The following is a 15,419-nucleotide window of genomic DNA, read 5'->3' as shown; positions in this document are numbered from 1 at the left end:
GTGTATTTAGAAAATTTAAGTTTAGGTTATTAAGGTTTGTAAAAATTATTAATTTATATTGAAAAAGAAATATTTAACTTACCTATTGTTTAGCATCATAAAAAAAAATTAAGATGATAATAAACATGTATAATGAGAGTAATGTTTATGGATTTTAAAAAGCTTTTAATAAAGAACTATATTAGTATCAAAGAAGCTATGAAAACTCTAGATCTATTAGGAAGTCAATTTCTTGTCGTCGTAAAAGATAATAATGAATTGGTTGGCTCTTTAACAGATGGAGATATAAGAAGAGGTTTATTAAATAATATTAGTTTAGATGATAGGATTGATAAAGTGTGTAACTTAAATCCTATTGTGTTAAATAATCAATTCAATAGTGCAGAAATAAAAAACAAAGCAAAACAAAAACAAGTTTCACAACTAATTTTAATAAATTCATGCAACCAGGTAATTGGAGTAGAATCAACTAAAACTGTAAAGCAGAAGAAGAAAAATGCTGTTGTCTTGATGGTAGGTGGTTTAGGTACACGTTTGAGACCTTTAACAGATAAAACCCCAAAACCTTTACTTAACGTTGGTGATAAACCTATTTTAGAAATTATAATTAAAAAATTTGTTGATTCAGGTTTTCAGAAATTTTATTTATCCGTTAATTACAAAGCAGAAATGATTAAGAATTATTTCCAAGATGGAAGTCATTTAGGCGTTGAAATTGAATATTTAGAAGAAAAAGATCGTTTAGGAACAGCTGGAGCTCTAAGCCTATTGAATAGTAAAAATATAGTCGAGCCATTCTTTGTAATGAATGGAGACTTACTAACTAATATTAATTTCCAAAAATTGTTAGACTTTCACTTGGAACAAAAATCAATAGCAACAGTTGGTGTCAGAGAATATGACTTTCAAGTTCCATATGGTGTATTAAAAACAAAAAATGGCTTTGTTTCTAAGATTGAAGAGAAGCCGGTCCATAGTTTTTTTGTTAGTTCGGGTATATATTTACTTGAACCAGAAATACTACCCTTAGTTCCTAAAGATAAATTTTATGATATGCCAACATTATTAACAGAACTAATCAATCAATCCCATCGAATAAGCTCGTTTCCAATCCATGAATATTGGCTAGATATTGGAAGAATTAATGAATATCATCAGGCTAATGCTGAATATAAGGATATTTTTGAATGAAAGTAGTCAAACAAAAATCAATGAAGGTAAAAAATAAATGATTGAAAATAGTAAAGAAATTTTATGTACAATTTGTGCTAGGGGTGGTTCAAAAGGAGTGAAAAACAAAAATATACGTGAGCTTTCTGGAAAACCACTTATTGCTCACTCCATACAGCGTGCTAAAGATTCTAAGTTATTTGAGCACATCGTAGTTAGTACAGATTCAGATGAAATTGCTGAAATTTCAATCAAATATGGTGCTGAAGTTTTTTTTAAGAGAGATGATGATCTTGCATCTGATACAGCTGGGAAAGTACCTGTTATAAGGGATGCCTTCATTCGCTCAGAAAGTCATTTTTCGAAAAAATTTGATACCCTAATCGATTTGGATGCAACCTCACCATTAAGAACTGTTGAAGATATTATTAATTCTCTTGAATTGTTCGAAAGAGAGGGTTTTGATAATCTTTTTTCGGTAATGCCAAGCAGAAAAAGTCCTTATTTTAACCTCGTAGAGGAGGATAAGGATGGAAGAGTCAATTTATCTAAGCCTTTGGATGAAACTGTATTGAGAAGACAAGATGCACCGAAAACTTATGATATTAATGGTTCAATTTATATTTGGAAAAGAGATATTATATTAAAAGAAGATTCTCTTTTTTTAGATAAAACTGGTCTTTACGTGATGCCTGAAGAGAGATCAATTGATATTGATACTGCTGTAGACTTTAAGTTTGTTGAATTTTTAATGAGGGATAATTAATATGATCTCTGATAAAGTTGTTGTTGTGACAGGAGGAGATAGACTAATAGGTCAATATTTTTCTCAAGAAATAGTCAAGCATCAAGGCATAGGAGTGTCGAATTCAGATGATTTAAACGGAACATTAATTTGTTTTTTAAGCGATATGAGTGCATTTGTTATTGGGCAAAATATTGTTGTTAGTGATGGGTTTTCACTATGAGTTTGTATCAAAATCAAGTTATTACTATTAAATGTTTGAGAATAATTAATGTTCTTGCATTTTTACTGTTATTAGTTGCTACAACTTTTTCTTTTTATGATGATGAATCAGTATCGATAACACAAATCCTTTGTGTAGATGTGATAATTGTTTGGCTTTATTTCATCGATAAACCTAAACAGATTTTTCATCCGAATAATATAGTTTTTATTTTTCATTTTTTGTATGTAGTTGTACCGAGTTTAATATTTTTTATTTTTCAAGCTTATGATATACAATATACTCTTCCATGGGCGCCTCCAAACTGGTTAAGTTTCCACCCTATTCTTTTCGTTCAAATACTATATGTATATTTGATTTTATTTCTTTCATTTTCCTATTTTACTAGAAACATGAAAGTTACAAACTTTCCTAGTTATCAGATATCTACGGTTCTCTTTTGTTGTGTAATACTTGTGATGATAGCTTTCCTTTCCTTATTTATTATCCAAACTGGCGGAATATTAGCCTGGGTTACTGATTACAAAACAACTTATCTAACAGGTAGGAAAGGAGTAGGGGGATTAAGCTTTATTATAAGATATCTTTCACCGCTAGTTGCATTTATGCTAGGTCTTTACTTAAGACAGTTTAAACAAAAATTCATTCCATTTTTACTTGGCGTATTATTTTTACTTTTCTTGTCGTATTTTCAGGGATTTAAAAGTACCTTTATTATTTTTCTTGTTATGATGATTTCTCCTTGGCTTTATAAAATTGAAATTACAAATACCAAGATTTTTGTAATGGGGCTGCTTTTTTTTCTATTTTTAGGTTTTGCAAATTATCTAAGATCTGATGGTCTTTATAATTCATTTCAAACATCTATTGAATATTTGATGTCATACTTTAATGTGTTTTATCTTCAAGACATAGTATTAAATAACTATGAACCTCAATTCATGCAGACGATTGGACTTTTTTTGAACAAATATGCGGCAATAATGGGAGGGGGTAATCCTAATGCTAACTTTGATCTGTCAGTTATGTTGACGAAAGTTTATTTTCCTGGACAATGGGAATCCTGGGGTGCCACTCAACAATGGCCATTGGTTACTGATCTATATTTCAATTGGTACGGTATGTTATTTGGCTGGATACCTTTAATTATTTATGCTGCTATTATTTCGAAATTATACAAATTATTTATTGATTGTAATTTATATTTCTGGCCGATATATATTTTCTTATTTTTTAGGATTTTTTCAACTTTGAGGTCTACTGTAATACCATGGGATATTATAGTCATGATAGTTTTCTTTTTTTTGTTTTATCTTTCAATGAAAGTGATTTATTATGTTAAAAAATAAAATACTTCAAGCTTATTATAATGAAATTTGTTTAGATAAAGATCTTTTAAGTTATTGTTCATCTCGAAATAGAAAATATCCTAGCTCATTCTTATATAAGAGTTTAAAAGTCCTTAGCTTTTCAAAGCCAAAGTATATTGTCTTTTCTTTTTTATCTAAAACATATAGCAAAATTTGGTATGTCTTATATATTTATGTGTTTTTTAGGTTTTTATTGAGTCTTTTTTCTGGTCAAGAAAGATTATTAAAAACAGACAAAAACATTGGTTTCATCTTTTCAATTAAAACAATTAAAGATATATCATTAACTAAAATATCGCCTATATTGCATATAAATTTAAATTATAAAGGGGTTGCTAAATATTGTTTGATGAAAGATAAGTATAAAGCCTTTATTTTGAGTATTCGAGTAATAAATGAAGTTCGGTTGCTTAAAAAAAAGGAAGAAAAGCTTATTTACTCTAGTTTAAAATTACACCTTAATGATATTTATTTAGTAAGCATGTATGTATTTCTTTTGTTAAGAATGGAAAAATCTGGAGTAGATAGGGTAATTGCTAATGGCCATTATCAAAGATGGTCATTTTTAGCATCTCATATTTCTATGGATAAATTTACACTTGTGCAGCATGGAAAGGTGAAAAATGATATAGTGTTTAAGTTCAAGTTTGGAACTATCAATGAACTTTTCTGTTTTAATGCTCAATCATACGAATATTTTTCCAATTACTATCAAGTTAGGTCATTTAATTATGTTAAGCAACATGTAAAACTTACCAAAATGCAAGATTCTTACAAAAAAAGAATTTTTATTGCATCCACTCCTGTTTCAGTTGAAGCAGAATTGTCTTTTATAGAAAGATTTTATGAAAAAACTAAAGGATTAGACGTTGCTATATATGTTAAAATTCATCCACTTTTTGAATATAAAGATCAATTTAATAATGTACTAGATAAAGTATCGTTTATAACTGATATTTATCCCTATGTTGATATGATGGTTACTCATGGATCATCATTAGGAGATGAGTATCTGGCTATGGGTCAAGAGGTTTGTTTTTTGCAAAATTATAATAGAATGGAAGATGCTGCAAATCACGTTCATAATTGTATTTTTAGTTAAAAGAAATACTTTAAAGTGTATCTTTAACTTTTTTAGATTTAAAGGCTTAAGTGAATATGTTTAAAAACAAAATTTTATTAATAACTGGGGGAACAGGTTCTTTTGGGAATGCTGTTTTAAGAAAATTTTTGGAAACAGATATTTCTGAAATTCGAATATTTTCTCGTGATGAAAAAAAACAAGATGATATGAGAAAGAAATATAATTCATCAAAATTAAAATTTTATTTAGGTGATGTTAGAGATTTAAACTCTATAAAAGATGTGATGAGTGGTGTGGATTATGTTTTTCATGCTGCAGCATTAAAACAAGTTCCTTCGTGTGAGTTCTATCCCACACAAGCAGTAAAAACAAATGTCCTGGGAACAGAAAATGTCTTGAATATTGCAATAGAAAATAAAGTTGAGAAAGTGATAGTTTTGAGTACAGATAAGGCAGTGTACCCAATTAATGCAATGGGTATTAGTAAAGCAATGATGGAGAAAGTTGCTATTGCCAAATCTAGAAACTGTACCAATGAAACAACTATATGTTGCACACGCTATGGTAATGTTATGGCATCAAGAGGTTCTGTGATTCCTTTATTTTTAGAACAAATTAAAAACGATCGAGAAATCTCAATTACAGATCCTTCTATGACTCGATTTATGATGAGTTTGGATGAAGCAGTTGAATTGGTCCTATTTGCTTTTAAAAATTGTAAAAATGGGGATATCTTTGTACAAAAATCTCCAGCAGCTACTATTGAGTTGCTAGCAGAAACTTTGAGAGAACTTGTTAATAAGCCAAATCACCCCATCAAAGTAATAGGTACCAGACATGGCGAAAAATTATATGAAACTTTATTGACACGCGAAGAAAAAGTGAAAGCTGTGGATCTTGGCGGTTATTATAGAATTCCATCTGATGATCGTGATTTGAACTATGATCAATTTTTTGCTGATGGAGAAAAAGTTATCACGGAAGCAGATGAATATCACTCCCATAATACCAACAGACTGAATAAAACTGAATTAAAAAAATTATTATTAAATCTAAGGGAAATTCAGTTAGACTTAAAGCACTTTAAGGTTATAAAATGAAAAAGAAAATCTTAGTGACGGGTTCAAAGGGCTTTATTGCAAAAAACTTTATATCTCATCTTGAATATGGAGGTTTCTCTGAGTTTGATGTTATCAAAGTTTGTCGATCAACGTCAGATCAGAAACTTAAACAATATGTTGAGTCTGCTGATATTTTAATTCATTTAGCTGGTGAAAATAGACCTAAAAGTAGAGAAGGTTTTATTGAAGGTAACTTTAATTACACACAAAAGCTTGTCGATTATTCTAAAAAAAATAAAACTCCAATTATTTATACATCATCGATACAAGCTGAATTAAATAATGATTATGGTTTATCTAAGTTGGCTGCAGAGGAAACCCTGTTAAACTACCAAAAAGAAACTGGGGCGATTATTGCGATTTCAAGGCTTCCTAATGTTTTTGGTAAATGGTGTAAACCAAATTATAATTCATTTATTGCGACTATGTGTTACAATTTATGGCGCGATATTCCGTTAAACATAAAAAACGAAAATCAAATTTTGAACCTAGTTTATGTTGATGATGTAATTAAAACTTTGATTGAAAAAATGAATGAAATAATAATGAATGGTAAAATTGGTTCTAATTATTTTTCTATCAACCCACAATATAAAGAAACAATAAAAAATATTTTTAATTTCCTGAACGATATAAAAGATGGTCAACGTAACCTCAAAATCTCAAATAGATCAGATGGATTCAATCGAGCTTTATCTGCTACTTTTTTAAGTTATTGTCCTGAAAAACACATCAAATATACCTTAGAAGAATATGCTGATGAAAGAGGAAGTTTCTATGAAATTTTTAAATTAGGTAAATCTGGACAAATTTCAGTTTCTACGACCAAACCGGGTATAGTTCGGGGTAATCATTTTCATCATTCTAAACAAGAAAAATTTTTAGTGATTAAAGGCAAGTGTGCATTCAAGTTTAGGTGTATTGACTCAGGAAATATTGTTGAATTACAAACTTCAGAAGATAAAAAAGAGGTGGTAGAAGTTCCTTTGGGCTACACTCATAATTTTACTAATATAGGAACAGATGAATTAGTTGTTTTAATTTGGTGTAATGAAGAGTTTGATAGAAAAAATCCGGACACATATTTTTTAGAGGTTTGATGTGAAAAAATTAAAATTAATGACAATTGTTGGAACAAGACCTGAGATTATTCGTCTATCTGAGGTTATAAAAAAAGCAGATATTTCCTTTGAACAAGTTTTTGTTCACACAGGGCAGAATTATGATTATGAGCTTAATCAAATATTCTTTGATGACTTAGGGCTAAGGAATCCAGATGAATATTTAAACGCAGTTGGTAACTCACTTGGCCAAACAATAGGTAATATTATCTCATCATCATACGATGTAATGAAAAAACACATGCCAGATGCTTTATTATTGTTGGGAGATACTAATAGTTGTTTAGCTGCGTATTCTGCAAAGAGACTTAAAATTCCAGTATTTCATATGGAGGCTGGTAATAGGTGCTTTGATCAAAATGTGCCAGAAGAGATAAATCGCAGGGTTGTCGATTGTATTAGTGATGTTAACTTAGCTTATACTGAGCATAGTCGTCGTTATTTGTTAAGTGAGGGAGCTAAAAAAGAATATACATTTGTCACCGGCTCGCCTATGACAGAGGTTTTAAAAGCAAATCTTCATAAAATAGAACAAAGTGTAATTCTTGATGAACTCAACTTAAAAAAAAGGAAATACATAGTTGTATCTGCTCATAGAGAGGAGAATATTGATTCTGAGAAAAATTTCATTTTATTAATGGAGGGACTTAACGAGCTTGCTAGCACGTATGATTTGCCTGTGATTTACTCCCTTCATCCAAGAAGCAAAGCTTTTTTAGAGAAGCGCAAGGTAGCATTGCATCCTAACTTACAACTGATGAAGCCTTTTGGTTTTAGTGACTATAATGCATTGCAAAAAAATGCTTACTTAGTTGTTTCTGATAGTGGAACATTGAGCGAGGAGTCGGCAATATTATCTTTTCCAGGTATTTTAATTCGTACTAGTACAGAGAGACCTGAAGCGGTTGATAAAGGTACGGTAGTCGTGGCGGGAATTGATAAGCAATCAATTTTACAGGCTTCAACAGTATTATTGCAGACATTTGATTATGATCATGATCGCTATGTGCTGCCTCATGACTATAAAGACGATAATGTATCAAATAAAATAACTCGTATTATCCAAGGTTACACACCTATTATTAATCAATTTATATGGCGTAAATAACGGTCATGAATATCATTTTAATTGCCGACGAATACATACCTCTAAGTAGAAAAGTTCAACCTAAAATGCAGCATGAGCTAGCTGTACATTTAGTTAATGAGGGACATAATGTTACTGCATTAATGCCAACTTTTAGAAAGGAAAAGTTAAGAGAGACAATTGATGGTGTTGATGTAATTAGATATAAAATTGGTGTAAATAAAAACACATCTAAAGTACGACGATTAATTAGCGAGTTATCATTATCAAGAAAAGCATGGAAGGGATTTAAGAATAATTATTGTTTAAAGCCGGAGTTGGTTGTTTATTTTTCCCCCCCTATTTTTTTTGGAAAGCTTATTCAGAAAATAAAAAGAAAATATAATGCAACTAGTTACTTAGTTTTAAGGGATTTTTTTCCTCAATGGGTTATTGATCAAGGGATGATCAAAGAGAAATCATTAATTGCAAAGTTCTTTAGGCACTATGAGCAAATTAGCTATGAGTCAGCAGATAAAATTGGGGTTATGTCTCCAGAAAATTTAAAATGGTTTAATCAGTATACATGCAATAAATATAAGAACATAACAGAAGTGCTGTATAACTGGGTGGACAAAAGTTTTCTTGAACCTATCGCTCCCAATAAAGATTTTAGGCGGAAGTATAATTTAGAATCTAAAACTATAATGATCTATGGAGGAAATATTGGGCATGCACAAGATATGATGAATATTGTGCGTTTAGGAGCTGGCCTCCAGCATCTCACGCAAGTACATATTGTTATAATTGGGCAAGGTGATGAATATGAGCTTGTAGAATCTGAAATTAAGCGTTTGAAGCTGGAAAACATTACACTACTTCCAGGAGTTTCTCAGAATGAGTATTTTGCGATTCAAAAAATATCAGATATAGGCTTGTTTTGTCTTCATAGAGACCATAAAACACATAATTTCCCGGGTAAAATATTGGGCTACTTAGCACAGGGTCTTCCTGTCTTGGGTTGTGTGAATTCAGGGAATGATCTAAAGGAGCTTATTAATGACTCTGGTGCTGGCCTTATTTCTGTTTCAGGAGAGGATAGTAAATTGTTGCAAAATGCAATAAATCTGATTCATGATACAGATGGTAGAGAGAATATGAGAAAAAACTCTTTAGCATTATTAGTTTCATGTTTTTCTGTGGATGCAGCAGCCACGCAAGTAATAAAGTAGAGTTAAGTTTCTCAAAGTATTAGTAACTTATCTAAGCATTATAATCCGTTAGTGAGAATTAGCTTATTATCATTTTGTTGCCCGAAAAACAAAGGGATTTTTGTTTCGGTCCATAATTTAAATGACTTAATTTCCATATATCTGTATCTGCAGATGATATTTTTTTGATTTCAGAGGCATAGATTTTTTCAATAAAAATTCTTACTAACCGAACTGATAAAGTGCTTGATAAAAGAGTTTTGCAAATACCTATTCCTCTTGGTTCCCTTTTTATTTCTTTGTTCTAATGTTGCGTTACACGATACAAATTTGATACATGTACATGATAACTATTAACGACAACTTTCTGCTTGCTCAACACTTTATTGCTACATTTAGAAACCGTCACTAATATCTGCGCATTCCTGTTTAACAATCTTTTGAGGTAATTTGGACTAGGCTCTAAAAACCCCAAATAATTGTCATTCTTTCGGCTATCAAGCATAGCCAAAATTATCAAATTTACGTATTTGTCTTTTGTACTGATAGCCCATACGATTACTTATTTCATAAACACTAATTGTCTCTATATCGTAGTATTGATTCATCAATCTCTCTAATAGTTAGATTAATGAGCATCGTTTGAACCGTTATAGAACTAATTCATACTTCATTAACGATATTTTGAACTCATCTGAGTAAATACTATCCCTTAAGCATTTCGGTACTTTACCTCTATTAGGATATTTAATCTTATAACTCATATTTGTAGTAGTTCCTGTTTCACAGTACTAACATTTATATATGAGTAGTTTAATTTTAAATATAACTGGGTTATTAAAAAATTGAGGTATACCTATACACACTAGTTATATAATATGGTTTTGCCGCGTCTTTTACACATATGTGACAGAATATCGAACGTGATTATGATGTTCCCTTTATTATCAGAAGGGAGAGGTATCATTAAGGTTATTTTATCTAAAAGAAAGTTGAAGTCTTTAATTAAAAGGGCAACATCTCGATTCAAGTGAAAGCATGGTAATCCATATGCAAACTTAACTCTTTACAAAGAGGGAGATGAGCCAATGTTTTTTTAAACAAAGAAAACGAATTAATGTGTTTTTCTCTTAAGTAAAATCTAAATAATTAACAGTTTTATTTAAGAGAAAAACTTATCTAGTACTACTTAATTGTTATCCTTAAATTCTTGACGAACGTTGGAAATAATATAGACGGTAAAAATAGAAAAGAGAGATATTATTATTGATAAAACTAAGCCAAGTACAAATATCTGTATTTTGGACATGTTTGTAGGGTATAAGCTTCTTGTCATTTGAATACTTTTGCTAGGTTTTTCATCGAGACTATTTATTACAGCTTTACGATCTTGTATAAGAGCTTTCAAAAAAGCCTCTGACGTATTACTACTTATAAGATTAGCGTTATTCATTCCAATTTTTGGTATTGCGTCAGAAGTAAATTTTTTCCAGTTTTCAATCATGGTTAAATATTTTTTATCTGAATAAATTGAATTAATAAGATCGTGGGATATTTGTTTTATGGAGGCAGCTTGATCTTCAGTTCCTGTGGCAGTTAGTCCCATTTCACACTTTTCAGGGATACTTTTTACATTATATTTTTTAATTAATTGAAGGTTTTCCACAGCAAACAAATTAAACTTTTGATTAGCTATCCGAGAAAAGGTAGGACAGTTAATATGTTGAATCGATGTTGACATATTTTGAAACGTTGGACCACTAATACTTAATTTGTAGCTGTATTCCTTTGTATGGTTGAGTGTAAAAAAAAGTGTAGCCACTAAAAATAAAATAAATACTGAAATACCTATTTTTTTATGTTTTATTATAATCCTAATGATATCACTAAGCTTTATTACATTATTACTTGTTTCATTCATTACAAAACCTTAAAATTTTTGTTTAAATTATTTTATAATTTATTTGTTAAAGAAAATTATAACACGAATTCAATTAATTATGTAATTTATAATCTGCAAATAATTCAGCAAACTTAGATAGATAGATAGATAGATAGATAGATAGATAGACAGATATGAATTGATATTCAGGAGCCTAATGAGATATCATAATAAATTATAAATCTTTATATTTAAAAAATACCCTAATTATTAGAAATAATTTTTCTTAAATATAATAAATTTTTGTTTAAATTAGGATAAGTTTTAAACTGATAAATTGTTTTAACTTTTCCAAAAAGCAGGGATAAAAATTACCAAAACTGTTAATATCTCTAACCGTCCCATTAACATACCAATACTTAATACCCATTTGGCTGTATTGGGTAAAGCTTCGAAATTTCCTGATGGACCAATTAGATTACCTAAACCTGGTCCTACATTTGCAACTGATGTAATTGCAGCTGAAATACTTGTAGTACCATCTAAACCAATAAACCCCAATATGGCAGCAATTATAATCACTGTGAATAAAAATGTTATTGCAAAGGCCACAACAGAACGAACAATTTCTTCAGTTACTGGTCTTTGATTATATTTTTGTACAATAATTGCAGATGGGTGAATTAGTTGAAGAAACTGTTTTTTAAGTAACGAAAGGGCTACTTGAAATCTAAATATTTTTATTCCACCAGATGTGGATCCTGAACAAGCGCCAACAGATAGAATAAATGCAAAAATTATAACGGGGAAGGTTCCCCAAGATGTAAAATCATCTAACCCATACCCAGTTGTTGTTACTATAGATACAATATTAAAAAGGCTGACTCTTGTTGCAGAAATTAAGTCAACATTTTGATTAAAATATAGCCATAAAGTAATGAGTAAAGTTGAACTAATAATTAAAATAAAAAACCTCTAACCTGTGCGTCTTTTAAAAGAGTTGATAAGCTTCTATTTCTGATAGACTGAACAAGTAATAAAAAGGGTAATCCTCCAAGTATCATAAATAAAATACAAACCCATTGCGTTTCATTTGTAAATAAATTCATTGAAGCATCGCTCGTAGCATAACCACCAGTTGAAATTGTTGTAAATGCTAAATTAATTGCATCGAACAAATTCATACCAGTAAATAAATAACCAACAATACATAATATGGTTAATAATAAATAAACTAGAATGATGTTTTTTGCGATACTTTTAGTTCTTGGGGAGCTTTTTTCTGACCAGTCAGAGGATTCGGTATGAAAAAGTTTCATACCTCCGACATTGAGTATGGGTAAAATTGCAACTGCCATCACGATAAACCCAACTCCACCTAGCCATTGAAGAGTTGAACGCCATAAAAGTATACTGGGTGGAAGCTCTTCTATATGACTAAGTACTGTAGAACCTGTCGTTGTTATGCCAGACATGGTTTCGAAATATGCATCTGTAAAGCTTATATGAGAGATAAAAACAAAAGGGAGCGATGCAAAAATACTCGAAATTGCCCATACGAATGTTGTAATAAGGAACATATCTCTGGCGTTAAGACTAAAGTTTTTCTTTCTGCCCACAGTTAAACATACAAAAGCGAATAAATGAGTTAGTATTATCGCATAACCAAAATCAATAAAGCCTTCAGTACCTGTTACGAATGCTAGTAAAGCTGGTGCGTACATAAATAAGGCTAACTTTGAAAGAACTAAGCCTAGAAAAAAAATAATTGGACGAAAATTAATCATTATAAAAAAACTCTTTTATTTTGAAACAAGCTTTCCACATCTGAAATATATTTTTTATCGACTAAAAATAAAATAATATGGTCATCAGTTTCAATAATTATATCTTGGTTGCCAATAATTACTTCATTTTCCCTAACAATTGCACCGATGGTTGCACCAGGGGGAAGCTTTAGACTTTTGATTGTTTTTCCTATAACTCTTGAATTTTTTTTGCTTCCTTTTGCAATTACTTCAATAGCTTCTGCAGCTCCTCTTCTTAAGGAAGAAACACTTACAAGATCAGCTCGTCTTATATGGGTTAATAAAGAAGAAACCGTTGCTTGTTGCGGAGAAATAGCGATATCAATTGTACCCCCTTGAACTAAATCAACATAGGCGCCTCTTTGAATTAAAACAATAACTTTTTTTGCACCAAGTTTCTTTGCTAGCATAGCAGACATGATATTTGCCTCATCATCATCGGTCACTGCAATATATAAATCAATTTGATCTATATGTTCTTCTTTCAGCAAAGATTGATCTGATGCGTCACCTGAGAAAACAACTGTATTGGATAGTACTTCTGATAAAAGCTCTGCGCGTTTTGGATTCTTTTCAATTAATTTAACATTGTAAGTGCTTTCAAGAATTCTAGCCAAGCCAGATCCAATGTTACCACCACCTACAATCATTATATTTTTATATGGCTTTTCTAGTTTTTGAAGCTCGCTCATTACTGTTCGAATATGGTTACTTGAAGCAATAAAGAAGACTTCATCATCAGCTTCAATGATGGTTGTTCCTTGGGGTCTAATTGCTTCGCCTCTTCTAAATATAGCCGCAACTCTTGTATCTACGTGAGGCATGTGTTCTCGAAGTTGTGAAAGTGCATTACCAACTAATGGTCCCCCATAATATGCCTTTACAGCTACCAAATTCACTTTTTTTTCAGCGAAATCTATAACTTGAAGTGCACCTGGGTATTCGATTAATTTTGAGAGCATATCAATAACCAATTTTTCAGGAGCAATAAGGTGATCTACCGGGATAGAGTTATCATTAAAAAGGATTTCTTTTTTTCTGAGGTATGCTGGTGAGCGAATACGGGCTATTTTAATGGGTATTTTAAATAAAGAAAAAGCAATTTGACAAGCTAGCATGTTGGTTTCATCTGACGATGTAACAGCAATAATCATGTCAGCATCATCAGCGCCAGCTCTTTTGAGTAATTGAGGGTGTGAAGCTATACCCTCGAGAACTCTTAAGTCATATTTATTGTGAAGTTCTTTTAACTTGTCTTGATTTACATCTATGATTGTAATGTCATTATCTTCGTGAACAAGACTATCTGCAAGAGTTTTACCAACTTCACCCGCACCCAATATAATAATTTTCATTTTATGGGCTCTTTTTTGATAACAGCATAGAAAAATCCGTCCATTTGTTCTTCGCCTGGCAAAATTTGAATGGTTTGTATTAATTTTGCATTTTTATTTTTCGCTACAAATTTGGATACTTGATCTTCATTTTCATCTTTTAAAATAGAGCAGGTAGAATAAATCAATAACCCGTTATCTTCTAGAAGTGACCAAACATTATTTAATATTTTCATTTGAGTATGAACTAGGTTTGGGATATCTTCTTTTTTTCTTAACCATTTAATGTCTGGGTGTCTTCTAATAACACCAATAGCTGAACAGGGAACATCTGCTAAAATTTTATTAAATTTAGAGTTTATCAATTCATCATTATCTAGATTAGCAACGTCAGCACATATAATATTAGCATCTACACCAATTCTTGAAAAATTTTCTTTTATTTTTATAATTCTTTTGGAGTCATTATCGACACAAGTTAAATTGATATTAGAAACAGATTCAAGAATATGAGCACTTTTCCCACCTGGAGCCGCACAACAGTCAAGAACTCGGTCATTGGACTTTAAATTTAATAAATTAGCAGCTAACTGCGCTGCGGCATCTTGAACTGAACAAAAACCGTCATTAAATAAAGGGAGTTCAGAAACCTTGACAGCATTTTGAATTAAAATCGCTGTTTTTATGCTGGGATGTCTTAAATATTGAATTTTTTTTGTGTCTAATAGATCAAGATATGAATCAACCTCGATCTTTCCAGTATTTATTCTGATCCAAAAAGGGGGTTTATTATTATTATTATCAATAATTTCTTCCCAATTTATATAGTCTTTTTTAATTGCTTCAGTCAACCAGGCGGGATGATTATAATATTTTGTTTGCATAGAAGATAGTATTTGTTCTTTTTCTCTAGAAAACCTTCTTAATATTGCATTGACAAAGTTTTTAAGTGAAGCGAATTTAAGGCTTTTAGCTGCATTTACTGTCTCTGAGATTGCTGCGTGGTTGGGTATTCTAGTTTCATTTAGTTGGTATAATCCAACAAGAATGACATAAAAGATAATTTTAGATTTTCCTTTAGGTTTTTTTGATATTAATTTATCAGCAACATCATTATAAAAAGAGAACGTACGAATAAGACCATAAGATATCTCTTTCAGTAAACCGAGATCAGAAGGAGCCACTTTTTGAGCATGTATATTTAATACATTAGTGAGAGATTTTTTATGTTCCATGACATCGAAAATAACTTGACTTGCAACTGCTCTTGTATTCATTTTTATA

Annotated in this window: 12 protein-coding genes and 1 pseudogene; 9 read left to right on the top strand and 4 right to left on the bottom strand. The window is 30.7% G+C overall.

Annotated elements, in window-relative coordinates; genetic code table 11:
• The first annotated feature begins 147 nt into the window (after window positions 1–147).
• From CF386_RS03195 to CF386_RS03155, 9 genes are read left to right on the top strand one after another with little or no spacing between them, the layout of a single operon-like run.
• A complete protein-coding gene (locus CF386_RS03195; protein WP_089073020.1) occupies window positions 148–1,191 on the top strand; it encodes a nucleotidyltransferase family protein in 1,044 nt (347 codons plus the stop codon).
• A 37-nt stretch (window positions 1,192–1,228) separates the two neighbouring features.
• A complete protein-coding gene (locus CF386_RS03190) occupies window positions 1,229–1,936 on the top strand; it encodes an acylneuraminate cytidylyltransferase family protein (RefSeq protein WP_089073019.1) in 708 nt (235 codons plus the stop codon).
• A 1-nt stretch (window position 1,937) separates the two neighbouring features.
• Window positions 1,938–2,138, top strand: a complete 201-nt coding sequence (locus tag CF386_RS03185) for a hypothetical protein (protein WP_089073018.1) — start codon at window positions 1,938–1,940, stop codon at window positions 2,136–2,138.
• The gene (locus tag CF386_RS03180) at window positions 2,135–3,487 is read left to right on the top strand and encodes an O-antigen polymerase (RefSeq protein ID WP_089073017.1); all 1,353 of its coding nucleotides are present in this window, start codon (window positions 2,135–2,137) and stop codon (window positions 3,485–3,487) included. Before CF386_RS03185 ends, CF386_RS03180 begins: the two co-directional genes overlap by 4 nt.
• Entirely contained in the window at window positions 3,474–4,610 is a 1,137-nt protein-coding gene (locus tag CF386_RS03175; RefSeq protein WP_089073016.1) for a hypothetical protein, read from the top strand. The genes CF386_RS03180 and CF386_RS03175 overlap by 14 nt, the downstream gene beginning before the upstream one ends.
• 56 nt (window positions 4,611–4,666) lie before the next feature.
• A complete protein-coding gene (locus CF386_RS03170) occupies window positions 4,667–5,692 on the top strand; it encodes a polysaccharide biosynthesis protein (RefSeq protein ID WP_089073015.1) in 1,026 nt (341 codons plus the stop codon).
• A complete protein-coding gene (locus CF386_RS03165) occupies window positions 5,689–6,813 on the top strand; it encodes a polysaccharide biosynthesis C-terminal domain-containing protein (protein ID WP_089073014.1) in 1,125 nt (374 codons plus the stop codon). Before CF386_RS03170 ends, CF386_RS03165 begins: the two co-directional genes overlap by 4 nt.
• A gap of 1 nt (window position 6,814) precedes the next feature.
• Window positions 6,815–7,942 carry a non-hydrolyzing UDP-N-acetylglucosamine 2-epimerase gene (wecB, locus tag CF386_RS03160; RefSeq protein WP_089073013.1) on the top strand — a complete coding sequence of 376 codons (1,128 nt, stop codon included), beginning with the start codon at window positions 6,815–6,817 and terminating at the stop codon, window positions 7,940–7,942.
• Between the two features lie 5 nt (window positions 7,943–7,947).
• Window positions 7,948–9,132, top strand: a complete 1,185-nt coding sequence (locus CF386_RS03155) for a glycosyltransferase family 4 protein (protein ID WP_089073012.1) — start codon at window positions 7,948–7,950, stop codon at window positions 9,130–9,132.
• A 1,168-nt stretch (window positions 9,133–10,300) separates the two neighbouring features.
• Here CF386_RS03155 and CF386_RS03150 read toward each other — a convergent pair.
• From CF386_RS03150 to rsmB, 4 genes and pseudogenes are all read right to left on the bottom strand, one after another.
• Complete coding sequence (locus tag CF386_RS03150) at window positions 10,301–11,032, bottom strand: hypothetical protein (RefSeq protein WP_089073011.1); 732 nt, start codon at window positions 11,030–11,032, stop codon at window positions 10,301–10,303.
• A 303-nt stretch (window positions 11,033–11,335) separates the two neighbouring features.
• Window positions 11,336–12,780: pseudogene (locus tag CF386_RS03145) on the bottom strand (TrkH family potassium uptake protein).
• A complete protein-coding gene (trkA, locus tag CF386_RS03140) occupies window positions 12,780–14,192 on the bottom strand; it encodes a Trk system potassium transporter TrkA (RefSeq protein WP_264080478.1) in 1,413 nt (470 codons plus the stop codon). Before trkA ends, CF386_RS03145 begins: the two are co-directional and overlap by 1 nt.
• Complete coding sequence (gene rsmB / locus CF386_RS03135; RefSeq protein ID WP_089073009.1) at window positions 14,153–15,412, bottom strand: 16S rRNA (cytosine(967)-C(5))-methyltransferase RsmB; 1,260 nt, start codon at window positions 15,410–15,412, stop codon at window positions 14,153–14,155. Before rsmB ends, trkA begins: the two co-directional genes overlap by 40 nt.
• Window positions 15,413–15,419: the final 7 nt, after the last annotated feature.

Source organism: Paraphotobacterium marinum (assembly GCF_002216855.1).
GTDB lineage: Bacteria > Pseudomonadota > Gammaproteobacteria > Enterobacterales > Vibrionaceae > Paraphotobacterium > Paraphotobacterium marinum.
Note: the sequence above shows the minus strand (reverse complement) of the source record. Positions and strands in the feature narration are given on the sequence as shown.